General features: G+C 66.1%; 22 protein-coding genes. 8 read left to right on the forward strand and 14 right to left on the reverse strand.

Annotated elements, in window-relative coordinates:
• Positions 1-1,213: 1,213 nt before the first annotated feature.
• The 4 genes from KY499_RS08280 to KY499_RS08295 all read right to left on the reverse strand — a co-directional run bounded on the left by KY499_RS08280 (position 1,214) and on the right by KY499_RS08295 (position 5,453).
• On the reverse strand, positions 1,214-2,896 hold the full coding sequence (locus tag KY499_RS08280; RefSeq protein WP_219886789.1) for a thiamine pyrophosphate-binding protein: 1,683 nt from the start codon (positions 2,894-2,896) through the stop codon (positions 1,214-1,216).
• Entirely contained in the window at positions 2,893-3,963 is a 1,071-nt protein-coding gene (gene speB, locus KY499_RS08285; RefSeq protein WP_123254868.1) for an agmatinase, read from the reverse strand. Before speB ends, KY499_RS08280 begins: the two co-directional genes overlap by 4 nt.
• Positions 3,964-4,056: 93 nt before the next feature.
• Positions 4,057-4,785: a hypothetical protein gene (locus KY499_RS08290; protein ID WP_123254869.1), complete on the reverse strand. Its 729-nt coding sequence runs from the start codon at positions 4,783-4,785 to the stop codon at positions 4,057-4,059.
• 92 nt (positions 4,786-4,877) lie between these two features.
• Positions 4,878-5,453 carry a helix-turn-helix domain-containing protein gene (locus KY499_RS08295; RefSeq protein WP_123254870.1) on the reverse strand — a complete coding sequence of 192 codons (576 nt, stop codon included), beginning with the start codon at positions 5,451-5,453 and terminating at the stop codon, positions 4,878-4,880.
• 315 nt (positions 5,454-5,768) lie between these two features.
• Here KY499_RS08295 and KY499_RS08300 point away from each other — a divergent pair, with 315 nt between their 5' ends.
• Entirely contained in the window at positions 5,769-7,298 is a 1,530-nt protein-coding gene (locus tag KY499_RS08300; protein WP_219886790.1) for a sodium:solute symporter, read from the forward strand.
• Between the two features lie 90 nt (positions 7,299-7,388).
• On the opposite strand, the gene KY499_RS08305 is transcribed toward KY499_RS08300, so the two are convergent.
• Entirely contained in the window at positions 7,389-7,607 is a 219-nt protein-coding gene (locus KY499_RS08305; protein WP_219886791.1) for a hypothetical protein, read from the reverse strand.
• A 287-nt stretch (positions 7,608-7,894) separates the two neighbouring features.
• Between KY499_RS08305 and KY499_RS08310 the strand changes: the two genes are divergently transcribed.
• From KY499_RS08310 to KY499_RS08320, 3 genes are read left to right on the forward strand one after another with little or no spacing between them, the layout of a single operon-like run.
• Positions 7,895-9,088 carry a VIT1/CCC1 family protein gene (locus KY499_RS08310; protein ID WP_258191032.1) on the forward strand — a complete coding sequence of 398 codons (1,194 nt, stop codon included), beginning with the start codon at positions 7,895-7,897 and terminating at the stop codon, positions 9,086-9,088.
• Positions 9,088-10,077, forward strand: coding sequence for a matrixin family metalloprotease (locus KY499_RS08315; protein ID WP_258191033.1), 990 nt, complete (start codon positions 9,088-9,090; stop codon positions 10,075-10,077). Before KY499_RS08310 ends, KY499_RS08315 begins: the two co-directional genes overlap by 1 nt.
• A gap of 24 nt (positions 10,078-10,101) precedes the next feature.
• Positions 10,102-10,602: a DUF421 domain-containing protein gene (locus tag KY499_RS08320; RefSeq protein ID WP_219886792.1), complete on the forward strand. Its 501-nt coding sequence runs from the start codon at positions 10,102-10,104 to the stop codon at positions 10,600-10,602.
• Here the strand turns inward: KY499_RS08320 and KY499_RS08325 are convergent.
• A complete protein-coding gene (locus KY499_RS08325) occupies positions 10,599-11,087 on the reverse strand; it encodes a polyketide cyclase / dehydrase and lipid transport (protein ID WP_219886793.1) in 489 nt (162 codons plus the stop codon). The two genes, KY499_RS08320 and KY499_RS08325, sit on opposite strands and share 4 nt — an antisense overlap.
• 51 nt (positions 11,088-11,138) lie before the next feature.
• On the opposite strand from KY499_RS08325, the gene KY499_RS08330 reads away from it, so the two are divergent.
• Positions 11,139-11,900: a gamma-glutamyl-gamma-aminobutyrate hydrolase family protein gene (locus tag KY499_RS08330; protein ID WP_219886794.1), complete on the forward strand. Its 762-nt coding sequence runs from the start codon at positions 11,139-11,141 to the stop codon at positions 11,898-11,900.
• Here KY499_RS08330 and KY499_RS08335 read toward each other — a convergent pair.
• The 7 genes from KY499_RS08335 to KY499_RS08365 all read right to left on the reverse strand — a co-directional run bounded on the left by KY499_RS08335 (position 11,897) and on the right by KY499_RS08365 (position 19,086).
• Complete coding sequence (locus tag KY499_RS08335; RefSeq protein WP_219886795.1) at positions 11,897-12,934, reverse strand: Gfo/Idh/MocA family oxidoreductase; 1,038 nt, start codon at positions 12,932-12,934, stop codon at positions 11,897-11,899. The genes KY499_RS08330 and KY499_RS08335 overlap by 4 nt on opposite strands.
• Positions 12,931-14,019 carry a Gfo/Idh/MocA family protein gene (locus KY499_RS08340; RefSeq protein ID WP_219886796.1) on the reverse strand — a complete coding sequence of 363 codons (1,089 nt, stop codon included), beginning with the start codon at positions 14,017-14,019 and terminating at the stop codon, positions 12,931-12,933. Before KY499_RS08340 ends, KY499_RS08335 begins: the two co-directional genes overlap by 4 nt.
• A gap of 31 nt (positions 14,020-14,050) precedes the next feature.
• Entirely contained in the window at positions 14,051-14,818 is a 768-nt protein-coding gene (locus tag KY499_RS08345; RefSeq protein ID WP_219886797.1) for a TIM barrel protein, read from the reverse strand.
• The gene (locus tag KY499_RS08350; protein ID WP_219886798.1) at positions 14,818-15,915 is read right to left on the reverse strand and encodes a Gfo/Idh/MocA family oxidoreductase; all 1,098 of its coding nucleotides are present in this window, start codon (positions 15,913-15,915) and stop codon (positions 14,818-14,820) included. Before KY499_RS08350 ends, KY499_RS08345 begins: the two co-directional genes overlap by 1 nt.
• 113 nt (positions 15,916-16,028) lie before the next feature.
• Positions 16,029-16,943 carry an ATP-binding cassette domain-containing protein gene (locus tag KY499_RS08355; protein ID WP_219886799.1) on the reverse strand — a complete coding sequence of 305 codons (915 nt, stop codon included), beginning with the start codon at positions 16,941-16,943 and terminating at the stop codon, positions 16,029-16,031.
• 16 nt (positions 16,944-16,959) lie between these two features.
• Complete coding sequence (locus tag KY499_RS08360) at positions 16,960-18,024, reverse strand: ABC transporter permease (RefSeq protein ID WP_219886800.1); 1,065 nt, start codon at positions 18,022-18,024, stop codon at positions 16,960-16,962.
• A gap of 66 nt (positions 18,025-18,090) precedes the next feature.
• The gene (locus KY499_RS08365) at positions 18,091-19,086 is read right to left on the reverse strand and encodes a substrate-binding domain-containing protein (protein WP_123255574.1); all 996 of its coding nucleotides are present in this window, start codon (positions 19,084-19,086) and stop codon (positions 18,091-18,093) included.
• A gap of 379 nt (positions 19,087-19,465) precedes the next feature.
• Here KY499_RS08365 and KY499_RS08370 point away from each other — a divergent pair, with 379 nt between their 5' ends.
• The gene (locus KY499_RS08370; protein ID WP_219886801.1) at positions 19,466-20,206 is read left to right on the forward strand and encodes a GntR family transcriptional regulator; all 741 of its coding nucleotides are present in this window, start codon (positions 19,466-19,468) and stop codon (positions 20,204-20,206) included.
• A gap of 60 nt (positions 20,207-20,266) precedes the next feature.
• A complete protein-coding gene (gene iolB / locus KY499_RS08375; protein ID WP_219886802.1) occupies positions 20,267-21,166 on the forward strand; it encodes a 5-deoxy-glucuronate isomerase in 900 nt (299 codons plus the stop codon).
• A 7-nt stretch (positions 21,167-21,173) separates the two neighbouring features.
• On the opposite strand, the gene KY499_RS08380 is transcribed toward iolB, so the two are convergent.
• Positions 21,174-22,226 carry an MFS transporter gene (locus KY499_RS08380; RefSeq protein ID WP_219886803.1) on the reverse strand — a complete coding sequence of 351 codons (1,053 nt, stop codon included), beginning with the start codon at positions 22,224-22,226 and terminating at the stop codon, positions 21,174-21,176.
• Positions 22,227-22,387: 161 nt separating this feature from the next.
• On the opposite strand from KY499_RS08380, the gene KY499_RS08385 reads away from it, so the two are divergent.
• Positions 22,388-22,837: a MarR family winged helix-turn-helix transcriptional regulator gene (locus tag KY499_RS08385; protein ID WP_219886804.1), complete on the forward strand. Its 450-nt coding sequence runs from the start codon at positions 22,388-22,390 to the stop codon at positions 22,835-22,837.
• Positions 22,838-22,955 lie beyond the last annotated feature (118 nt).

Below are 22,955 nucleotides of genomic sequence, written 5' to 3' on the forward strand. Positions count from 1 at the left end.
AGATCGGAAACCTGCTCATTGGCGGGAACACCTACACCGCCAGGCCCAAATTCCGCGGCCGGAACCTTACCGAGGGGCTGCGCCACGACGTGGCGCAGCCCCTCGACCAACATGCCAAACCCGCCCGGCACTTCCCGCGGACCGTCTGGTTAAGGAACTGGCATCCCTGCTATCGCGCGCCTGAAAACAGCGGTGCCGCGGCCAGAGCACCGGTACGGGCGGGGGCAGGCATTTCGTCTGGCCCCTCCGGGGACTTCTCCGTGACCGCGGGATTGGCCTGGCGGGCGCTGAGGTGGGCAAGGACCGAGGTTCGGCCGCAGTGCGGACACGTCGTTTCGCCTAGACCGGTGGGATCGGAGCAGAGCAGTCCGCCGCGGAAGAAATAGTCCCGTTCGTGCCCGTGACCGTCCTCAACATGCTGGACGTCATAATCGGCCCCCCCAGGCATGATCACAACCGGTGCAGGTGAAAATGAAGCGGTCGAACGAAATTTCCCTAAGAATCATGACCTTCTCCTGAATAGCGTTATGAAAGATTTGTCAAAACTGTTCACAATTAACTGCATAGAAGACTGCGGCGAAGATCACGTCAGGACCCCGGTGGGGGCACCGGGAAGGGCCGCCTGCAAACCCGACTTCCTCGACTGGATAGAGGGCTAGCCAGGTTCTGCTCCGAGCCCGACTGATGTGATGCCGGTCACGGACGCTTTAACCAAATGCAAAGCTACGCCTTTGAATTCATATAGTCGAGACCTTTAAAGCATAAATGTTTCCTGACTTCAGTTGCCACCTCGTCAGCAAGGTGGGTCCGCCCCTCATCAGGGCGCATGAGAAACCGTGGGGTTCGACGGCGGCGAGGCCTTGATCTTGCCCCGGCGGGACGTGATGCGCTTGTATTTGATGTTGAGGTAGGTGTTTTTGGTGTGCGTCACGACGACGACGGCAATACCAAGGGGTGCCTGGAGACAGATGTTGCGCTGCCGGGTCTTGGAGGGCCTCGCCGTCGCCGGGTTTGGCCGGAGGACGCCTCGACGGGGCGTCCTCCGGCGGATCCTTGGCGTTGCAATTGGCTTTCTGATCGCCCATTTCGGGGACCCGAGGAATCAGGCATCCACGGGACAATGGACTCCCACTGGGCATCGGACAACAAAGCGGAACGCGAACCAACCCCTGAGTATTGCCAAATGGCTTACCCAACGATGAGGAGAAACGCCCTAGTCGCCGAGGTGCGTCGGAGCGAACATCTGCAGCAGGGTTTCGACGACGACGACGTTCGGGCCGTCGGCCGCGAAGCCAGCCTTCAGCGCCTCCCCCACACCCTCGGGGGCGACCCGGACCGCCGGCACGCCAAAGGATTCGGCGAGCTTGACGAAGTCCGGCCGGGCGAGCTCGGTGGCCGTGGCCTTGCCAAAGGCACCCACCATGTACTCACGAAGGATGCCGTAGCCGCCATCATCAACGATCAGCCAGGTGACCGGCACGTTGTGCTGCTTGGCGGTCGCCAGTTCAGAAATCGAGTACATCGCCGAGCCATCACCGGAGACGGCCAGTACGCGTGCCGAGTCCCCGGGCGTGCCTGTGGTTTCGAGGCCGACGGCACCGCCAATCGCGGCGGGGAAGCCGAAGCCGAGCCCGCCGGCGCCCTGGGCGGAGTGGAACTGGCCCTCGCGGGCGTCCCAGCAGCTCCAACCCCAATAGGCGGAAATGGTCATGTCCCAGAATGTTTGCATGCCGGCGGGCACGGCCTCGCGGATGTCGGCCATGAACTTCAGCTCCTTGCCCAGGTCCTGGGCTTCGAGCCTGGCCTTGACCTTGGCCAGGGTGTCCTTCACGAGCGTCTCGGGCGTAGTGCCGTGCCAGTCGGCGCGGATTCCGGCCGGTCCGGCGGCCGCCAGGGCCGCGTCGAGCGCGGTGTCGAGGGCTGCGAGCGCCTGACCGGCGTCGGCACGGATGCCCAGGCCGGGTCGGTTGGATTCCAGGACCCGGGGTTCCGCGTCGATCTGGATGATCCGGCCACGGGGCTCGAAGGTGAAGTAGTTTGACGTCACTTCGCCCAGCGAGGAGCCGATCACGATCAGCACGTCGGCGTCCTCGAGCAGCTCCGTCATGTGCTGGTCCTCGATCCAGGACTGCAGCGACAGCTCGTGGTTCCACGGGAACGCGCCGTTGCCGCCCGGTGTGCAGATGACGGGGGCATGGAGCTTTTCGGCGAGGGACAGCAGCGACTTCTCGGCATGGCCGCGGCGGGTGCCGCCGCCGGCAATGATGGCCGGACGTTCCGCCGTCGAGAGCCATTTCACGGCTTCGCGGACGAGCTCCACCCGCGGCGGGTTGTCCGTGGCCTCGGCGAGCGCGTCCTCCACCGGCGGGACCATGATCGGGTCCAGCAACACGTTCTGTGGGACTTCCAGCCAGACGGGACCCTGGGGCGAGGAGATCGCTTCAGTCCACGCGTCCTGAATCGCCGACGGGATACCGGACGCGTGCTGGATCAGGCGCTGGCTCTTGGTGACGTTTGCGGCCGAGGCCTTCTGGTCATCGAGTTGGTGCAGCATGCCCTTGCGGCGGGCGCCCAGGCCCTCGAGCGGGATCTGGCTGGCGATCACGACCATCGGGACACCCGTGGCGTAGGCCTCCTGCAGGCCCGCAAGCGAGGTCAGGGCGCCGGGGCCGGTGGAGAGGAACAGGACGCCGACCTCGCCCGTGGCGCGGGAGTAGCCGTCCGCGGCAAAGGCCGAGTTGTTTTCCACCCGAGAGGACACGAAGTGCAGGTTTCCGCGCCCCATTGCGTCGAACAGGCCCAGGGCGTGCTGCCCGGGAATTCCGAAGACCGTTTTGGCGCCAAGCGCTTCGAGGGTTTCGACGACGAGATCGCCGCCGTTGCGAACCCCGCTCATCGGGCGGCTTCAGCAGCGGTGGAGAATCCGGCCGGGCGCCGGGTTTCCTGGCCCAGGGCCTGGGCGGCGTAGCCGGTCTCGGCACCAAACCGGTCCCCCGGTACGGCGCGGTCCGCCATCAGCGTGATGAGTTCATAGGCCACGTGGCTGGCCGCCACACCGGTGATATCGGCATGGTCATAGGCGGGGGCGACCTCGACGACGTCGGCGCCGACAAGGTTCATGCCGCGGAAGCCGCGGATGATTTCCAGGAGCTCGCGGCTCGTGATGCCGCCGGCTTCGGGCGTGCCGGTGCCCGGGGCGTGCGCCGGGTCAAGGACGTCGATGTCCACGGAGATGTAGAGCGGGCGGTTGCCGATCCGGTCGCGGACCTTGGCGACGGTTTCCAGGACGCCCTGGTAGTAGACATCGGCGGAGGTGACGATCCCGAAGCCGAAGCGGTGGTCGTCGTCGAGGTCCTTCTTGCCGTAGAGGGGTCCGCGGGTGCCAATGTGGCTGATGGCCTCGGTATCGAGGATGCCTTCCTCCACTGCGCGGCGGAAGGGTGTGCCGTGGGTGTATTCGGCGCCGAAGTAGGTGTCCCAGGTGTCCAGGTGCGCATCGAAGTGCAGCATGGCGACGGGTCCGCCGGCGCGCTCGGCGGCGGCGCGCAGCAGCGGCAGGGCAATGGTGTGGTCTCCGCCGAGGGTCAGCAGTTTGCTGCCGGACGCGGTCAGGTCCAGGGCGTTCTGCTGGACCGTCTCGATCGCTTCGTTGATGTTGAAGGGGTTAACGGCCATGTCGCCGGCGTCGGCCACCTGGACGTTTTCGAAGGGGCTGACGTCCCAGGCCGGGTTGTAGGGACGCAGCAGGCGGCTGGCCTCCCGGACGTGGTTGGCGCCGAAACGGGCGCCCGGACGGTAGGAGACACCGGAGTCGAAGGGCACGCCGACGACGGTGACGTCGGCTTTGGTGACCTGATCGAGCCGCGGCAGGCGGGCGTAGGTGGCGGCTCCGGCGTAGCGCGGGATGCGGGATGAATCAATGGGGCCAAGGTTGCCATTGGCCTCGATGCGCAGCTCTTCCAACAGAACTCTCCTTCGAGGATTGACCGACGGGGTGTGATAGCCATCATAGCCCGTAGTTTCGCGGTGCGCACCATTTGTTTACAAGATCAACCCTTACTTGTAGCTGAGACTCAGCAGCAGCCGCTTGAGCTGGCTGTACTGCGCCGTGGCCATCCAGGCTTTGGCGGAATCAACGGAATCGAAGGCCGGATCGGCGAAAATCACCTTGGCCGTGGAGTCACCGTTGGGCAGCTCGACGTGCGCAAAGCCGGCACTTTCAGTCGCGGGCTGGAAATCCGCTTCGCGCCGTACTCCCATGTGGAAGGCCACATGGTCCGCAAAGGAATCAAAGGCGAAGCCGAAGGAAAGCTGCCCGCCGTCGGCGCCGGTGAGGCCCGGCACCGGTGCGGCGTCCAGGACCGTGCGGGCCACGGGTCCGGTGGCGTCGCTGGCGGCGGTCCCGCTCGTCACGGAGGCGAGCTCGTTGCCGCTGGCGTCGGCGATGGTGGCCTGCATGCCGCCCTCGCCGCGGGCCACGACCCGGACCGACCATTCGCTCGGGTAGGAGAAGCTCACGTGGCCGTCAGGGAAAGTAAAGACGGTGACCGCGACGGCGGACGGCTGCGCAGACGTCGGCGTCGCCGCTGGAGCCGATGCGGCGGCCGGGCCGGTGGGCCCGGCGGCCGGTCCGGAGCCCGGCGTCGGGGATCCGGTCGACGCCGCCGGGGCCGTGGACCCGGCCGGCAGGCCACTGCCGGCGCGCTCACCGGGGACAGCGCAGGAGCTCAGGCCGAGGGCAGCCGAGGCGGCCAGTGACAGAAGGGCGGCGGTACGTTGGTTCATAGAATCCCTCACTCAAGCATTGGTAGGCGGGCGCCGGACGGCGCGTTCCCGCTGATTCGGACCAGCTGCGCCCGCACCCCGGCGCCGCGGGCTCATCGGCTGGCCGCGGGCACCAGCACCCACAGCACCTCGACTAAGTCATTCGTGGGATTGACCCAGGTATGCGGCTCGCGGCCTGGAAAGGTGATGGTGTCGCCCGTGTGAAGTTCATACTCCTCGTTTGTCAGGATCAACCGGAGGCTGCCCTTGATCACGTGCAGCACGTCAACGTCGCAATCGACGGCGTAGAGCTCGGACTCGCCGCGTCCGCGCGGCTCGATAACGGCCTGGATGATCTGAACCCGCCGTTCCGACCGGGCCGTAAGCAACCGCTCCACGATCCCTTCCCCGCCGAGCGAGATTCGGGGGCCTTCGTCGCGCTTGGTGAGGTGGGTCTCCGGGGCTGCGAAAAGATCGCCGATGGAGATGGACAGCACCTGGCACAGCGTCACGAGGGATGCGACCGAGGGTGAGGTGAGGTCGCGTTCCACCCGGCTGAGGAAGCCTTTGGTCAGTCCGGTGGCATCGGCCACCTGTTCGATGGTGAGCCGCTGCGATTGCCGGGCGGCACGAATCCGGGAACCGATGGCGACGGGAACGTTGCTCGGTTCAACTGGTAGAGCCTTCATCTGGAACCTTTCACGGCCGGCCGCTCGGCCCCTGCATTGCTGCAATCCTAACGGGAGGGTGCCTATGTGACGGCGGACACGGCCGGTCATGTGACGGCAGATGTAACAGACCCGGTAACAGCACGCCGGCCGCCTTGACTGTTAGCGGCATCACATCGTAATGTTTGGCAACAGTTGTTGCCTATAAGGCAATACTTCCGCAGCCGGTAGCATTTCCCCCGGCACATCCGTCAATGAGTCGCCGAACCGACGGGCGCCGTGCGCACCCCGACCGGTCCGAGGACGCTGATCAACCGCTCCAAGGAGCCACTAAAAATGGACGCATCTTTCGTCAACATCGCCATCGTGGTGGTGTACCTGATCGCTATGCTGGCGTTCGGGTGGTGGGGTAAATCCCGCACCAAAAACAACAGCGACTTCCTCGTCGCCGGCCGCCGGCTCGGCCCGTTCCTCTACACCGGAACGATGGCTGCCGTTGTGCTCGGCGGCGCCTCGACAGTCGGCGGCGTTGGCCTCGGCTACAAGTTCGGCATCTCCGGTATGTGGCTCGTGGTCGCCATCGGCGCCGGCGTGCTGCTGCTGAGCCTGCTCTTCGCCAGCACCATCCAGAAACTGAAGATCTACACGGTGTCCCAGATGCTGAGCCTGCGCTACGGCAGTGAAGCAACCAAGGCCTCCGGCATCGTCATGCTGGCCTACACGCTTATGCTGTGCGCCACCTCCACCGGCGCCTACGCCACCATTTTCGTGGTGCTTTTCGGCTGGGACCGCGCCCTTGCCATCGCCGTCGGCGGAGCCATCGTGGTGGTTTACTCGACCATCGGCGGCATGTGGTCCATCACCCTCGCGGACCAGGTCCAGTTCGTTATCAAGACCGTTGGCATCTTTATGCTGATGCTGCCGTTCACCCTCAACGCCGCCGGCGGCCTGGACGGCATCCGCGCCCGCGTGGATGCCAGCTTCTTCCAGATTGACGGCATCGGCGTGCAGACAATCATCACGTACTTCGTGGTGTATACGCTCGGCCTGCTGATCGGCCAGGATATCTGGCAGCGCGTCTTCACCGCCAAGACCCCCACGGTCGCACGCTGGGGCGGCGCCACGGCAGGTATCTACTGCATCCTTTACGGCGTCGCCGGCGCCCTGATCGGTCTCGGCGCCCGCGTCGCACTGCCGGAGATTGACGTCGCGAACCTCGGCAAGGATGTTGTCTACGCCGAGGTGGCCACCACCCTGCTGCCGATCGGCATCGGCGGGCTCGTGCTCGCCGCAGCCGTCGCCGCCATGATGTCCACGGCCTCGGGCGCCCTGATTGCCGCCGCCACGGTGGCCCGCGCCGACGTGGTGCCCTTCGTGGCCGGCTGGTTCGGCAAAACCGTCGACACTAACGACTCCGACAACCCTGAGCACGACGTCAAGGCCAACCGGCTCTGGGTCATGATCCTGGGCATCGTCGCGATCGTGCTGGCGATCATCACCAAGGACGTCGTCGCGGCCCTGACTATCGCCTACGACATCCTGGTCGGCGGGCTCCTCGTCGCCATCCTCGGCGGCCTGATCTGGAAGCGCGGTACCGGTATCGCCGCCGCCGCCTCCATGGCGGTCGGTTCCGTGATCACTCTCGGCACCATGATCGTCCTGGAAATCAACGCCGAAGTTCCGCTGGATGGCATCTACGCCAACGAGCCGATCTACTACGGACTGGTTGCTTCGGCCCTCGTCTACATCGTGGTGTCACTGCTGACGAAGCCGACCGATACAGCGGTCATGGCCAACTGGCAGCACCGCGTCGCCGGCGGAGCCCCCGCCGCTGATGAAGAAAAGGTGTCGGTGACAGCGCCCTAGCGCGAGTGCACCCAGACCAACCAGCGACGGCGGCGCCTCCCCTCTCTTAGGGGGAAGCACCGCCGTCGCCGATTAACTTGCGTGCCGCGCTTAGGACCCGTCCTCCTCCGGTTCGCGGAAGTCCTCCGCATCCAGCGGCACTACCCGCTCACCCTCATCAACCGGCTCCTCAACCGGTTCGTCCGCCACGGCCTCCTCATCCCAAGTTTCACTATCGACGGGGACGTCATCGGCGAAATCGTATGTGGGGTCGGATTCCACAGTCTCTCTGGCAGGCGGCTGGATCGGATGTGTTCCGGTGTTGTCCATGGTGCAACCTCCGAGCGTTTGAATCTCACGGCAGTGGGTCGGCGCGGCCCGCTCACGGCATCCGGGTGAGGGCCCGGCGGCGGGCCTGCCCGGAACCCACCGTGGCCTTCATTCGAACACCGTGCGCCCGGAGCGTCAAGGGTGACGGCCCGGCGGCGGCAGACGCACCGTTTTGCGGCGATCCTAAACTTTTCTCTGCGGCCAACCGGCCGAAAACCCGCGGATTTCCGCGGTACGCTTGATTTGCAACGGGGCCGCATCATGCCCTTTCAAGCCCAGGAGCCGTCGTGTCCCAGGACGCAAAATCAGATCAGAACCAGTCCCGCCCGGACCTGCACCGCACCCATCGGTCCGCCGCTGCAGCCCCAGCCACCCCCGAACCGTCCCAGGCTCCAGCCGCGGCACCCAGCGCCGCGGACATCAAGCGCTGGCGCCAGTACCTCGCCGATGAGCGCGCCGAAGCCTCCGTCTACCGTGATCTCGCGCAGAACCGCAGCGGCGAAGAGCGCGCGATCCTCCTTGCCCTGGCCGAGGCCGAGGGCCGGCACGAAGCGCACTGGCTCAAGCTTCTCGGTGACCGTGCCGGCAAGCCGCGCCGCGCCACGCTCCGGAGCCAGTTCGTTGGCTTTCTCGCCCGCCACATCGGTTCGGTGTTCGTCCTGGCCCTGGCACAGCGGGCGGAGAGCCGCTCGCCGTATGCCAAGGACCCGTCTGCCACCCCGGCGATGGTCGCCGACGAACAGATCCACGAAGAGGTTGTCCGCGGACTCGCCACCCGGGGCCGCAGCCGGCTGGCCGGGACCTTCCGGGCTGCTGTTTTTGGCGCCAACGACGGTTTGGTCAGCAACCTCTCACTCGTGATGGGCATGGCCGCATCCGGAGTCGGCAGTACAGTGGTCCTGCTCAGCGGCGTGGCCGGACTCCTGGCCGGGGCACTGTCCATGGGCGCGGGCGAGTTCATCTCCGTGCGGTCCCAGCGCGAACTCCTGGCCGCCACCCGCCCTACCCAGATCACGTTGTCCGCGGCACCGTCGCTGGATATCGAACACAACGAGCTGCTGCTGGTCTACTTGGCCCGCGGAATGACGCAGGAGGCCGCCGCGCACCGCGCCGCGGAGCGGATGGGACTGCTGGACTGCGACTGCGACCCCAGCCTCTCGCTGCGGCCGGAGCTGCCGGAAACCCCGGACCAGCACGAGGCAATCGGCACCGCGTGGGCTGCTGCCGCGTCGAGCTTTTGCTTCTTCGCCTCCGGGGCAATTGTGCCCATCATCCCCTTCCTGCTCGGCCTGACCGGCCTCGCAGCCCTCGTGACCTCAGCAGCCCTCGTGGGACTGGCGCTCCTCTTCACCGGCGGCGTCGTCGGGCTGCTTTCCGGTACCTCCCCGGCTACCCGAGGACTCCGTCAACTGGCGATCGGCATGGGGGCAGCGGGCGCAACCTACCTCCTGGGCCTGGTGTTTGGCTCGGTCATCTCCTAGTGGACGGCCCCGACAGCCGGGACCGGGATCCCCGGCGCACCCGGTCACATACGGCGCTGCGGCCGATGCGCGGTCTCGTCGCGGCCGCCCTGATCGCCGGGGCAGCGTTGCTCACGGCAGGCCTCGTCTACGAGGATCCGCGCGTCGTGGGGCTTTTCGAGCTCAACCGTCCGCAGGGGGCCGACGCCGGACCTGACGGGGTACCCGATACCGGTCAGACAGCCTCAGCCTTAGCCCCGCCAGCGGCGCCCGCACCCACCCGGCCAGCAGGCCGGACCACCGGCGAGGCGGAAGAAGCCGCCGGCGGCGTGTCCGGCCGGGACACTCCCCCGCCAGGCCGTGAAGAACAGGACCGGCCACTGGGCCAGCCACGGAAACCGGCAACGGCCAGCGCCGCCTACAGTTTCCTCGCCACGAACCCTGACGATTCCCCGGTGGGCTACTCGCCGTGCCGTCCGCTGCACTATGTGGTCAATTCCGAGTTGGAGCCGGCGGACACGGAGCGGCTCGTTGAAGACTCCATCGACACCATCTCCCGCGCCACAGGCATCAAGTTCATCAATGACGGGCCCACGGACGAGACTCCCTCGCCGTCGCGCGATCCTTACCAGAAGGACACCTATGGTGACCGCTGGGCTCCGTTGCTGATCGTCTGGACCACGCCGGAAGCCGCCCCGCAGCTGGAGGGGACGGTGATCGGCACGGGTGGCAGCACCCATTTCAGCTTCGGCGACGGGCCCAAGTCCTTCGTCACAGGAAGTCTGGAACTGGACGCCCCCCAAATTGCCCGGGACCTCGGCCGGGCGGACGGCGCGGCCTATGCCACGGCCGTGATCCTGCACGAACTCGGGCATGTGATGGGGCTGGACCATGTCCAGGACCCGGCGCAGCTGATGTACCGGGAGATCGGGACCCCGGACGGTTTCGCTGCCGGAGACCTCAACGGGCTCTACGAACTCGGCCAGGCAAGATGCCGGAAAGACTTGTAACCCGGCATCTGGTAGACAAGTGCCATGTGGTTTGATTCCTGGCCCGATATCCTGCGCACCGTAGTCGTGGGCTCGGCCGCATATGTGACCCTCGTTTTGATCCTTCGGGTGTCCGGGAAGAGGACGCTGGGGCAGCTGAACGCGTTTGACCTTGTCGTGTCCGTGGCGTTGGGCTCCACCCTCGCCACGATCCTGCTCAGCAAGGACGTGTCGTGGGCCGAGGGCGCCACCGCCTTCACCCTGCTCGCTGCCCTGCAATTCGGCGTCGCCACCGCATCGACCAAGTGGCCCGTGTCCCGGAAGGTCATCACCTCGCAACCGGCGGTCCTGTTATGGGACGGCGTATTCGAGCGTGACGCACTACGGTCGAACCGCCTGACCGAGGCCGAGATCCGGCAAGCCGCCCGCGAAAGCGGCTACGGCGATCTGTCCCTCCTCGCGGCCGTTGTGCTCGAGACGAACGGGAAGCTAAGCGTCATTCCGGTGCAGCAGATCGGTGACGGTTCAGCGCTGCGGAAAGACTAGACCCCGGGATCTTCCCGCCCGGCGGCCCGGTCCGGGTCCGTTATATACGCGTCGAGCTTGGCCAGGGTCTGTTCCAGGTTGGCCGGGTGCCGGCGCAGATAGCCGGCGAGGCGAAGGGCGATCCTGCCGCGCACCTTTCGCGCATCCCACTGCTCCGTGACCAGGGTGCCGGAAACTCCGGCGTCGTTGGTGGTGGGTTCCAGCAGGTAGCGCCAGACGTGGCCGTAGAAGTGCCGCCATGCGATCCGGCGGCCTTCCTCGAACTCGCACACGGTGTTGAGGATTTTGTAGTCGACCCGCATGTTCATCTCCATACCGAACCTGGCGCCGAGGGCCAGCCTCTCCGGGCCGTGCGGCTGGGCACCCTTGACCGTGTCCGAGCCGTCAATCACGCTGTGCAGGGCCGGCTGGGCCAGAACCTCGAAGATCGATTCCGGGGCAGCGGCAATGAAGCGGCTGCGGGACACAAGGTATCTGTTGCTCATCAGCCAATCCTAGTCGTCCGTCCGGGGCCGGATTATGGTGCAAAATGAGTCATGCAAAGTTTCGCCCAGGCCCCAGGCAGCCGTCCCCGGATCGGGCTTCCGGTCCGCCTCAGCAGTTCCAGCGACCCGGATCCGCGGGTCTCCGAAGCCAATAAGCTTTTCGACCACATCGTCGAGCTGGTGCGCGACGGCGGCGGCGACCCTGTGCTGTTCAGCACCGCACCCTCCGCAACGGCCCTGGCCTCGCTCGACGGTGTCATCATCCCTGGTGGCGGCGACCTGGACCCGCGGCTTTATGGCGAGCAGCCCAGCGAGGTCTGCTACGACGTGAGCCCCGCCCAGGACGACCTGGACGTGGCCGTCGCCCGGCAGTCGATCGACGCCGGCCTGCCGTTGCTCGGCATCTGCCGTGGGCACCAGCTGCTGAACGTGCTCTACGGCGGCACCTTGATCCAGGACATGGCCCCGGGAGTGGTGGCACACCGTGAACCGGCCCCGGCGCCCGGTTGCGGGCCGTGGGCGTGGCATGAAGTCGATGTGCAACCGGGCACCAAGGTGGCAGGCCTCTACGGGGACGGCGCGGGAGTAACCGTCAAGATCGCGTCCGGCCACCACCAGGCCGTGGCCCGGGTTGCCGACGGCCTGGCCGTGACGGCCATCGCCGAGGACGGCACCGTTGAAGCGCTGGAGGACCCGGATCGCTGGGTGGCCTCGGTGCAGTGGCATCCGGAAGCCCAGGAGATTTCCGCCGAGGAGCGGGTGGCGCCGTTCCGGGCCTTCGTAGAGGTCTGCCGGGCCGCGGTAAAGTCCTAGCGCCCGGCGGCGGCCAGGACCACACGGACCGGGACACCGGTCTCGAGCGATTCCTGGGCGGCGTCGGCCACCCGGGATGCGGCCACCGCATCTTCGGGGGTGCACGGGTTTTCCCGCTCGCCCAGGATCAGTTCGACGAAGGCTGCCAGCTCCGAGCGGTAAGCCTGGTCGAAGCGCTCCGCGAAGGTCAGGTGCGACACTCCTTCCGGGAACGTAACCCCGGCTTCGGCCGAGGCCAGGGCGGACTTCCCGTCCAGGCCGACCATCAGTGAGCCGGCCGAGCCCTGAATCTCCAGCCGGACGTCGTGGCCGGCCCCGTTGTAGCGCGAGGCGCTGACGGTGCCCAGCGTGCCGTCGTCGAACGTCACCAGCGCGAGAGCCGTGTCCACATCCCCGACCGCACCGATGGCGGGATCGCCGTTGTTGGAGCCCCGGGCATAGACCTCCACGATTTCGCGTCCCGTCAGCCAGCGCAGGATGTCGAAATCGTGGACCGAGCAGTCCCGGAACAGCCCTCCGGAGCTGGCCAGGAATTCCACCGGCGGCGGGGTCATGTCGCAGGTCAACGCCCGCAGGGAGTGGATCCAGCCCAGGTCCCCGGCTTCGTAGGCGCGTTTGGCCGCCAGGTATCCGGCGTCGAAGCGCCGCTGGTGGCCGATCTGGACCGTGCCGCCGTTGGCCCGGATGTAGTCCAGCACGGGCTCGGAGTCAGCGACATTCATCGCGACCGGCTTCTCGCAGAACACCGGGATACCGGCATCGACGCCGGCCTTGATCAGCTCCGGATGGGTGCCGGTGCCGGTGGCGATGACCAGGCCGTTGATGCCGGAGCCGATCAGTGCCTCCACCGACGGCAGAAACCCGGCACCGAGACCGGCAGCAACGGTCCGGGCATGGTCCGCAGCAACGTCGGTGAGCCGGAGGCTGACATTGACGCCCCGCGGGTTCAGAACCTCATTGAGGGCGCTGATGTTGTTGGCGTGCATGACGCCGATGCGCCCCACGCCGACGAGTCCAAGGGCGACGTTTTTCATGAAGTTCTCCTGCTGTCCGCTGGTTGGGATGTGCCTGTGGGGGCTGCGGGCGTTTTTCCTTCGCCGGGGAAAACAATCCCCAGCTGGTTCCGGATGGCGTCGGCAACCGCGATGGTCCGGATGGATTCCGACAGCGGCCGCTGTGTGGCTTCGCTGTCCCCGTTGGCAATGGCGCGGGCCACGGCGGCGGCTTCGAAGTGGAGGCCCTCGAAATGTGCCCCGGCGGGCTCCTCGTAAAGCAGCCGGTCACCGTCCGGGTAACGCACGGTGAATCCGCCCGGCATATTAAAGGGTCCGTCGATCGTGAGGGTCGCTTCGGTGCCGACGATCGTCGCCGACGTCGGCGTGAAGTTGTGAAGCTGGGTGTTCATCATTGCCTGGCGGCCACCGGCAAAGGACATCACCGCCGAGAGCTGGCCATTAACGCCTGAATCATGCGGTTGCCCAAGCGCCAGGACCCGTTGGGGTGCCCCCAGGATGGACGTGATGAGCGACAGCGGATAGGTCCCCAAATCCAGCAGCGGCCCGCCGGCGAGGCCCGGGTCAAAGATCCGGTGCTCCGGGTCGAAATGCTCCCCGTATTCGGCCAGCACCGTCGTGATTTCCCCAAGCATGCCCGCCTCCAGCACCTGCCGGATCACGTCAAACTTGGGCAAGAAGAACGTCCACATGGCCTCTGCGGCGAACAGGCCCGCCTCTGCCGCCCGGCGCGCGATCAATTCCGCCTGGCCCCGGTTGATGCCGATCGGCTTCTCGATGAGCACGTGCTTACCGGCGTCGAGGGCCAGCAGCGCCCCCTGACAGTGAAAGTTGTGCGGCGTTGCCACATAGATGACATCGACGTCGGCCGCCGCCAGTTCCTCGTAGCTCCCGAAGGCCTCGGCAATACCGTGCCGGTCGGCGAAGGCCACGGACCGTTCCATCGAGCGCGATCCGACGGCGGCAATGACCTGGGTCGAGTGCGCCTGCACGGATTCGGTGAAGCGGTCGGCTATCCAGCCCGGTCCCATGATCCCCCAGCGGAGTGCGGGGGCATCACGGGAATCCGAAACGCGGGATGCGGGGAGTGCACGGTCGTCCGTCATGATGCGGTCACCTTTGTCTGGGGAGTTGGTTCTAGGCGGCGAACGCGGCCCGGAAGGCGTTCAGGGCCGCCACGCTGTCGCCGGCGGCCCAGGCTTCCATGCCAACGGTGCCGTCGTAGCCGGCCTCGCGGAGTGCCGTGGCGATGGCCGCGTAGTTGATCTCGCCGGTGCCGGGTTCGCAGCGTCCGGGGACGTCCGCGACCTGGATTGCGCCGATGTGCGGCAGGGCGGTCCGAACGAGTCCGATGAGGTTCCCCTCGCCCATCTGGGCGTGGTAGAGATCCAGCATCATCTTCACGTTCGGCTGGCCCGCGGCCTCCACCAGCGCCAGTGTGTCCTTGGCCCGGGCGAGCGGGATGCCGGGGTGGTCCAGGATCGTGTTGAGGTTCTCGAGGCAGAACGTCACTCCGTGTTTTTCACCGAGCCTGCCGAGCCGTTCCAGGGTCCGGGCCCCGGTGCTCCACATGGAGCCGGTGGCACGGTAGACCGGGCGGGCGGCGTGCCCGTCGATGAGCTCGGCAGAGTGCACCACCATCCGGCTGACGCCGAGTTCCAGGGCTGTCGGGATCAGCGACTCGGCCGTGCTCACCACGTCATCGGCGGTGTCAGTGTCCACGACGCTGCCGGAGGTGTAGCCCGTCATGGAGGAAAACACTGCCCCGGTGGCCTTGAGCGCACGGATGTCCTTGGTCCGCGCATCCCAGATCTCGACGTCGAACCCGGCGTCGTGGATGCGCGCCACCCGTTCTGTGAACGGAAGGTCGGTAAAGACCATCTCCGCGCAGACGGCCAGGCGCATCAGTGGCCGGCCTTCGCGGTTGCGGCCGGAACCGCCACCGGGGCACCGTGTTTGACCGATTCGATGCAGGCCAGTGCCATGGCCAGTGCGCGCCGGGCATCTGCCGCACCCGGAGTAAGGGTGAAAGCGGCTTCCGACGGCGGTGTGCCGTCACGCCGCGCGCGCACGGCATCCGCGAAGTCAACGAGTTCGTCGGTGTAGGCCTCCCTGAAGAGTTCGACGTTGAGCCGCGGCGTGTCAGCGGACAGCCCGTCGGCTGTGTAGCGGCGTGCTGCGGTTTCCGTGGCCCGCCCGGCTTGGATCATGCCTTTGGAGCCGAAGACCTCACCGCGGATGTCGTAGCCGTAGAGGGCACTGAAGTTCGCTTCGGCGACGGCAATGGCGCCGTTGCTGTACCGGATGGTCACAACGGAAGTGTCGAGGAAGCCCTGGTCCCGCAACTCCGGCTCCACGAGTGCGTCGGCGACCGCGTAGACCTCTACCGGTTCGGCCCCTTCGTTGAACCAATTCAGGGTGTCAAAGTCGTGGATCAGGGTTTCCATGAAGATTGTCCAGGCCGGAACCCTGCCAGCGTTGGGGATGCTGCCGGTGCCGGGATCACGCGTCAGCGACCGTAGGAGTTGCGGGGTCCCTGCAACGCCCGCAACGATATCTTTTTTGGCGGCCAGGAAGTCCGCCGCGTACCGGCGGTTGAAGCCGACTTGGAAGTGCACCCCGGCAGCCTCCACTGCGGCCACGGCGGCGTCGAGCTCGTCGAGGCCGAGGCCTGCCGGCTTCTCGCAGAACACGTGCTTTCCAGCGGATGCTGTCTGGGCAATGAGCGGGGCGTGGAACCGCGCCGGGCTGGCGATAATAACGGCGTCAATCTCCGGATCGGCCAGGACGTCGCTGGCCTCGGCGGTGACCTTCACGGCGCCGAGGGAAGAGGCCAGCGCCGTCGCGACCTCGAGGTTCGGGTCGGCGATGGCCACCAGGACTGCGCCAGGGACGCGGCGGGCGATGCTCTCGGCGTGGAAGGCGCCCATCCAGCCGGCGCCAATGAGCCCGATCCGTACCGGTGAGGCAACTGCGTTGGTGTTCTGCGGGAGATAAACCACGGGTCGTCCTTCGTCGATAGTAATACGCAAAATTTTTGAGGATGCTGGCGCATCGCGCTGCAGAGGCGGGCGGGGCCGTTCCGGCCCCGCCCGCGGTCTTGCCCGGGGTGCTGCTAGGCGTGTTTGCCGCCAGCTTTGGAGACGTCGGCGACTTCGCCTTGGACGTCGTGGAGGGTGTCTTCGTGGCCGCCCATTTGTTCGAGTTCGTGGGCGAGTTCGGTGAGTTCGGCGCCGCCGGCCATTTGGGCGGTGAGTTCGTCGATGGTGATGTCTTTCTTGTCGTAGTAGCCGATGGATTTGCCGCGTTTGAGGAGCAGGAAGCGGTCGCCGACGGGGAAGGCGTGGTGGGGGTTGTGGGTGATGAAGATGACGCCCAGGCCCCGGTCGCGGGCCTGGAGGATGTAGCGGAGGACGACGCCGGACTGTTTCACGCCCAGGGCCGCGGTGGGTTCGTCGAGGATGAGGACTTTCGCGCCGAAGTACACGGCGCGGGCGATCGCGACGCATTGGCGTTCGCCGCCGGAGAGCTGGCCGATGGGTTGTTCAACATCGCGCAGGTCGATGCCCATTTCGGCGAGTTCGTGTTTGGTGATGTCCTTCATTTTCTGGACGTCCATGCTTTTGAACGGCCCGAACCCGGACGTCAGTTCCGAGCCGAGGAAGAAGTTCCGCCAGACCGGCATGAGCGGGACCACGGCGAGGTCCTGGTAGACGGTCGCGATCCCGGCGTCCAGGGCCTCCCGGGGGGAGGTGAACGTCCGGTTCTGGCCCATGATGGTCAGGGTGCCTTCGGTGTGCTGGTGGAGGCCGGCGATGATTTTGATCAGGGTGGATTTGCCGGCGCCGTTGTCTCCCAGGACGCAGGTGACGCGGCCGTTGTCCACGGCCATGGTCACGTCCGTCAGGGCCACGATGTTTCCGTAGTGCTTCCCGACGCCCTCAAGGGAGAGCAGGTGCACGGGGGTGTGGGTGAGCGGGTCGGTTTCGCCGGCCAGGAGCGTGTCCTGGTTGATTTCTTTGGCATTCATGGTCTCGGGGTTCCTTTTATTTCAGTTCCGCGCGGCGTTTGACGATGAGGTTCACGATGGTGGCCAGCAGCAGCATCAGGCCCAGGAAGAACTTGAACCAGTCCGGGTTCCATTGGGCGTAGACGATGCCTTTGTTGGCCATCCCGAAGATGAACGCCCCGATCGCGCCGCCGATCGCGGAGCCGTAGCCGCCGGTCAGGAGGCAGCCGCCGATGACCGCGGCGATGATGTAGAGGAATTCGTTGCCGATTCCTTCCCCGGACTGGACGGAGTCGAACGCGAAGAGGTTGTGCATGCCCAGGATCCAGCCGCAGAACCCGACGCCCATGAAGAGCCCGATTTTGGTTTTATCGACCGGGACGCCGACGGCGCGGGCGGCGTTCGCGTCCCCGCCGACGGCGAAGATCCAGTTCCCGACCCGGGTCCGGAGCAGGATCCAGGACGCGACCGCGACCAGGGCTATCCAGATGAACACGGTGATTTTTACGTCCACGTCCCCGATCGGGACGGAGGAGGCGAAGACCGCCTTGGCGGAGGCGAAGCCGTCCATGGTCGAGATCGACGGGGAGGAGACCGAGCCGCCGATCAGCCGGGTCAGGCCCAGGTTCAGGCCGGTCAGCATCAAGAACGAGGCCAGCGTCACGATGAAGGACGGGAGCTTGGTTTTGATCAGGATCAGGCCGTTGATCAGCCCGATCGCCAGGGACGCGGCCAGAGCCAGGGCCACCCCGACCCAGACGTTGGTGGTGAAGTACCAGCTGAACAGCGACGCTGTCAGGGCCGAGCTGATCACCGCGACGCCGGTGGAGAGATCGAATTCCCCGCCGATCATCAACAGCGAGACCCCCACGGCCATGATCCCGATCGTGGAGCTGCCGTAGAGCACGGTCGCGAACGCGTTGGGCTGGATAAACGTCTGGGACACCGAGGCGAAGAACACGAACAGCACGATCGCCCCGACGAGGGCGCCGACTTCCGGGCGGCCAAGGAGCTTCTGTAACGGGTTGCGTTTGCCGACACGCTCATCAGCGACCGCGGAAGGAATCTTCGGCGGCGGGGACTTGGAAATAGTCTGGGTCATGGTGCGTCTCCTACATCGGGCCGGGTTCCGGGGCCCGCGGGCCCCGGAACCCGGCGCAAAGCATCCTTAGCGGATGCCTTCCTTGGCGAATTTGAGTGCCTCAGCCGCTGCAGACTTGTCGACGATGGACGGGCCGGTCAACACCGGCTGTCCACCACCGATCTCGAAGCCGCCGCGCACGTTCTGCCAGATCGCATCAATCGCGCCGTATCCCTGCAGCCACGGCTGCTGATCCACGGTGAAGATGATCTCGCCGTCGGCGATCTTCTGCGCGAGTTCGGCGTTCATATCGAAGGAGGCCACCTTGGCCTGGCTGCCGGCCGAGGTGACGGCTTTCAGGATCGTGAGGGTGAAGGGAGCGCCCAGGCCGATAATCGAGTCGGCGGCCGCGGTGGCCTGCAGCTTCGCGGTCACGGTCGAGGACACCTGGGTCATGTCGGTACCGGCAACGTAGAGGATTTCGGTGGCGGGCAGTTTTTCCTTGACACCTGCGCAGCGGGCCTCGAGGCCAACATGGCCCTGTTCCTGGATCACGCAGATGGGGTGGGAAAGGCCTTCACTCTGGAGCTTGTCGCCGACTGCTGCACCGGCCAGCTTCTCGTTTGAACCGAAGTGGGTGAAGGCCCCGAGCTGGGCCGAGACGTTCTCACCGGCGTTGAGGCTGACCACCGGAATGCCGGCGTCGGTGGCCTTCTGCAGGGCGCCCTTGAGTGCATCGGGTTTGGCCAGGGTCACGGCGATGCCGTCCACCTTCTGGTTGATGGCCTGCTCAATCAACTGGGCCTGGCGCCCGCCTTCCGGATCCGAGGTGTAAAGCAGCTCCACGTTGTCCTTTGCCGAGGCCTCCTCGGCTCCCTTGCGGACGATGTCCCAGAAGGTGTCCCCCGGGGCGGCGTGGGTGATCAGGGCAATCTTAAGCTTCGGTGTGCTGACAACCTGGCCCCCACCGGCGCCACCGGCCGCATCGGGAGCCTTGCCGCCGGTGCTCGAACATGCACTCAGGGCCAGCATGGGGACGACAGAGGCAACGAGGGCCGCCTTACGCCACGAAAACTTCGTCATGATCTATCTCCTTCGATCCGGGCCACTCCGCGCGCTTCGCTGCGCCAGTCAGTCGGCCTTCTAACAACGATCATGGTGATTCATTTCACATAAGTCAATAGTTTGTCCTGACATTAGGATGTTTTGACGTCACATAGTTATTTGGAGACCTTGAGCCCACGATCCGACCAGCTCTCCGACGTCGACACGGAAACCGGCGCCGACACCGGCATCGGCATCGGCATCGGCATCGGCATCGGCCATGGAGCCCTGACGAGCCTACTGCTACTATCAGAAAAGGCAGTATGTCCTATCAAGAGAACATATGCTCACGGAACACGTACGCTACATCGTATGGGGACGCTCGGGATAACCACCGAGAAGCACTAGGGAGCATTCAGTGGCGAATCAACTCAACCTCAGCATCGACCGCTCGTCGCCCGTGCCGCTCTACCACCAGGTAGTGCAGGGCATCGAAGCCGCCATTCACTCCGGCCTGCTGCCACCGGGCAGCCGGCTGGACAATGAGATCGACCTTGCCGCCCAGCTTAATCTGTCCCGCCCGACAATGCGGAAGGCCATGGATGACCTGGTCCGCTCCGGCCTCCTCGTCCGTAAACGGGGGGTCGGCACGCAGGTGGTGTCCAGCCAGGTCCGACGTCCGCTTGAGCTCTCCAGCCTCTACGATGACCTCAGTAACAACGGCAGCAAACCCACCACCGAGGTGCTGAGTTTCTCCCACCTTGAAGCCAACGAAGCGACCCTCAAGGCCCTCCAGCTGCCCGCGGGCGCCAAGGTTTACCATTTCACGAGGCTGCGCAAGGTCGGCGGTAAGCCGCTCGCACTGATGGAGAACTGGGTCCGCGACGACATCACCTCCCTCGACGAGGCCATGCTGGGCGCCAGCGGACTCTACGGGATCCTGCGCGACGCCGGGGTGAACTTTCGCCTGGCCACCCAGCGGATCGGCGCGATGATCGCCAACGACTATCAGGCCCCGCTGCTGGACACCACACCTGGCTCAGCCCTGGTGACCATGGAGCGCACAGCCGTGGACGACACAGGACGCATGGTGGAAACCGGCCACCACGTCTACCGCGCCGATTCCTACAGCTTTGAAATGACTCTCGTTCAGCGCTGATCGCTCCTGCACCGGACACTCGCCTTGAACGCCGGACACCTCGACCGAAAGACTGCATCCATGACTAACTGGGTCTATCCGCTGGGTTCCGCCGCCGACGGCCACTGGGACATTTCGCTGGGCACGTCCGATTCCGCCGTTGAGGTCGCGGGCTGGGCGCACACCGGGCTGAAGGTGGCGACACTGGATGCCGGCGCCGTCGTCGAACTGCCGGCCGCCGCCGAAGAGCGGATCGTGATCCCGCTCAGCGGGTCCTTCTCCGCCGGCGTTGACGGCTACGACTACCAGCTGGCCGGCCGCGCGAGTGTCTTCAGCGGTCCCAGCGACGTCCTGTACACCGGCACGGACACGGCAGTGAGCATTGGATCGACCAACGGCGGCAGGGTGGCCATCGCTACGGCCCCGACCGGGACCTCCTACCCGGCCCGGCTGGTCACCGCCGCGGAGATCCCGGTGGAGTTGCGCGGCGCCGGCAACTGCTCACGGCAGGTGCACAACTTCGGCACCCCGGCCGCTCTGGAAACGGACCGGTTTATCGTCTGTGAAGTCATCACGCCCGCCGGCAACTGGTCCTCCTACCCGCCGCACAAGCACGACGAGGAAAAAGACGGCGAGACCAGCCTCGAGGAGATTTACTACTTCGAAACCCGGGTTGCGCCGGGCGCTCCGGAGCGGGGTGCCGCCGATGCCATCGGCTACCAGCGCGTGTATGCCTCGGACGAGCGGCCCATCGATGTTGCCGCCGAGGTACGCACCGGCGACGTGGTGCTGGTGCCCTACGGCTGGCACGGGCCCGCGATGGCCGCTCCCGGCTACGACCTGTACTACCTGAACGTGATGGCAGGCCCAGGTCCGGTCCGCGACTGGCTCATCAGCGACGACCCGCATCACGGCTGGATCCGCCAGACCTGGGAGGGCCAGGACGTGGATCCGCGCCTGCCGTTCACAGCGGAGTCCTAGGAATCCGTCAGACGGGCTGCAGCTCGAGGTCCTGCCGACTGCCAGCGTTCCCGCCGCCGGCAGCACCGCCGTCGTTCCTTTTCGCTTGATGGGCGGCAAACACCGCAACCCCCAGGCCGAGTATGGTGATGGCTGCCGCGGCCCAGACCGGGGAGGTGTAACCGAGTCCGGCCATAATGGTCACCCCGCCGAGCCACGAGCCCAGCGCGTTGCCCACATTGAAGGCGCCGATGTTGGCGCCGGAGGCCAGCGTGGGCGCGCCGGTGGCGTACTTCATCACGCGCATCTGCATTCCCGGGACGGTCGCAAAGCCGACGCCGCCCAGCAGCACAATGGAAGCGATCGTCATCGGCTGGTTGCCGGCGGTCAGCGCGAAGACAACAAGCACGGCCACCAGGACGGCCAGCACCGTCACAAGTGTGCGGTCCACGTTCTTGTCCGCGGCCCGGCCGCCAAGGGTATTGCCCAGAAACAAGCCCCCGCCGAAGAGAACCAGCAGCCACGGCACGGCGGACGCGGCGAAGCCCGAAACCTCCGTCAGCGTGTAGGCGATGTAGGTGAAGGCGCCGAAGACTCCGCCGTAGCCGAGGATGGTGATGAGGATCGAGAGCCAGACCTGGCCGGAGCGGAAGGCCCGGAGCTCGCCGCGCAGGCTCGTCGGGACGGCTTTTCCGGAGTCCGCCCCGACTGCGGCCTTGGGTACCAGGGCCAGGATGCCGGCCAGCGCTAGGACGCCAATGACCGTGATGGCGACGAAGGTGGCGCGCCACCCCGCGGCCTGTCCCAAGAGCGTGCCCAGCGGAACACCCAGGACATTCGCCGCGGTCAGGCCGGTGAACATAATGGCAATGGCGCCGGCTTTTTTGTCGGGCGCCACCAGGCTGGCCGCGACCACGGCGCCGATACCGAAGAAAGCGCCGTGCGCCAGGGCTGCGATGATGCGGCCGATCATCATCACCTGATAGTCGGCCGCCACCTCGGGCAGCAGGCCCATGATGACGAATTCGGCGAGTCCGATCCCGAACCCGCCGAGGGCGAGGGCAAGAAGGCCAAGTGGCATGGAGGTGTTCCTTCGCAACTGTACGGAGAAGTGGTTTCGGCGTAGGCTATTAGTTGCAGGCGCGGCATTTATTGTTGCACAAGCAAGTATGCCGCGCGAGCAACTATATTGCGAACGACTCGCTCCAGGGCGGGACGGATTGAGCTGAAGGGGAGAAGAAGATGGGCATCAAAGACGACGCCGTCGAGGTCCGGGCACAGGGCTGGCGGACACTGGCCGCCCTGCACGGGCTGATCGAGACGGAGCTGGAACGCTCCCTGCAGGCCAAGGCCAAGCTGTCCGTCGTCGAATTCACGGTGCTGGATGCGTTGAGCCGCCAGGACGGCTGGCACATGCGTATGCAGCAGCTGGCACGGGCCTCCGCCCTGAGCGCGAGCGCGACCACGCGCCTGGTCAACCGGCTCGAGGACCGCGGCCTGCTGACCCGAATTCTGTGTGCGGAGGACCGCCGCGGCATTTACACCGAGCTCACACCGAGCGGGATTGCGCTGCTGGAGCGGACCCGGCCCGTTCACGACGCCACGCTGGAGCAGGCACTCGCCGAGGCGCAGCAGGTTCCGGAACTGGCACCGCTCGTGGACGCCCTCCCCCGGCTCCACACCGTCTCCTGACACGTCCGGCCCGGCGCCGGGCTGACCCGCGAAAGACCGCCGCGGGAGTACAGAAAAGGGGCGGACATTGTCCGCCCCTTTTCTAATTCCGGCCTTCCCGGGGCTATTGCTGCCGGAG

This window comes from Arthrobacter sp. PAMC25284, assembly GCF_019443425.1.
Classification (GTDB): domain Bacteria; phylum Actinomycetota; class Actinomycetes; order Actinomycetales; family Micrococcaceae; genus Arthrobacter; species Arthrobacter oryzae_A.

Coding starts and splice junctions, on each gene's coding strand:
- KY499_RS08340 (WP_219886796.1), bottom strand. CDS start 14,019: ATGACGGACGACCGTGCACTCCCCGCATCCCGCGTTTCGGATTCCCGT.
- KY499_RS08355 (WP_219886799.1), bottom strand. CDS start 16,943: ATGAATGCCAAAGAAATCAACCAGGACACGCTCCTGGCCGGCGAAACC.
- KY499_RS08290 (WP_123254869.1), bottom strand. CDS start 4,785: ATGAACCAACGTACCGCCGCCCTTCTGTCACTGGCCGCCTCGGCTGCC.
- KY499_RS08335 (WP_219886795.1), bottom strand. CDS start 12,934: ATGAAAAACGTCGCCCTTGGACTCGTCGGCGTGGGGCGCATCGGCGTC.
- KY499_RS08325 (WP_219886793.1), bottom strand. CDS start 11,087: ATGAGCAACAGATACCTTGTGTCCCGCAGCCGCTTCATTGCCGCTGCC.
- iolB (WP_219886802.1), top strand. CDS start 20,267: ATGACTAACTGGGTCTATCCGCTGGGTTCCGCCGCCGACGGCCACTGG.
- KY499_RS08345 (WP_219886797.1), bottom strand. CDS start 14,818: ATGCGCCTGGCCGTCTGCGCGGAGATGGTCTTTACCGACCTTCCGTTC.
- KY499_RS08380 (WP_219886803.1), bottom strand. CDS start 22,226: ATGCCACTTGGCCTTCTTGCCCTCGCCCTCGGCGGGTTCGGGATCGGA.
- KY499_RS08330 (WP_219886794.1), top strand. CDS start 11,139: ATGCAAAGTTTCGCCCAGGCCCCAGGCAGCCGTCCCCGGATCGGGCTT.
- KY499_RS08300 (WP_219886790.1), top strand. CDS start 5,769: ATGGACGCATCTTTCGTCAACATCGCCATCGTGGTGGTGTACCTGATC.
- KY499_RS08280 (WP_219886789.1), bottom strand. CDS start 2,896: ATGAGCGGGGTTCGCAACGGCGGCGATCTCGTCGTCGAAACCCTCGAA.
- KY499_RS08305 (WP_219886791.1), bottom strand. CDS start 7,607: ATGGACAACACCGGAACACATCCGATCCAGCCGCCTGCCAGAGAGACT.
- KY499_RS08365 (WP_123255574.1), bottom strand. CDS start 19,086: ATGACGAAGTTTTCGTGGCGTAAGGCGGCCCTCGTTGCCTCTGTCGTC.
- KY499_RS08360 (WP_219886800.1), bottom strand. CDS start 18,024: ATGACCCAGACTATTTCCAAGTCCCCGCCGCCGAAGATTCCTTCCGCG.
- KY499_RS08295 (WP_123254870.1), bottom strand. CDS start 5,453: ATGAAGGCTCTACCAGTTGAACCGAGCAACGTTCCCGTCGCCATCGGT.
- KY499_RS08385 (WP_219886804.1), top strand. CDS start 22,388: ATGGGCATCAAAGACGACGCCGTCGAGGTCCGGGCACAGGGCTGGCGG.
- KY499_RS08320 (WP_219886792.1), top strand. CDS start 10,102: ATGTGGTTTGATTCCTGGCCCGATATCCTGCGCACCGTAGTCGTGGGC.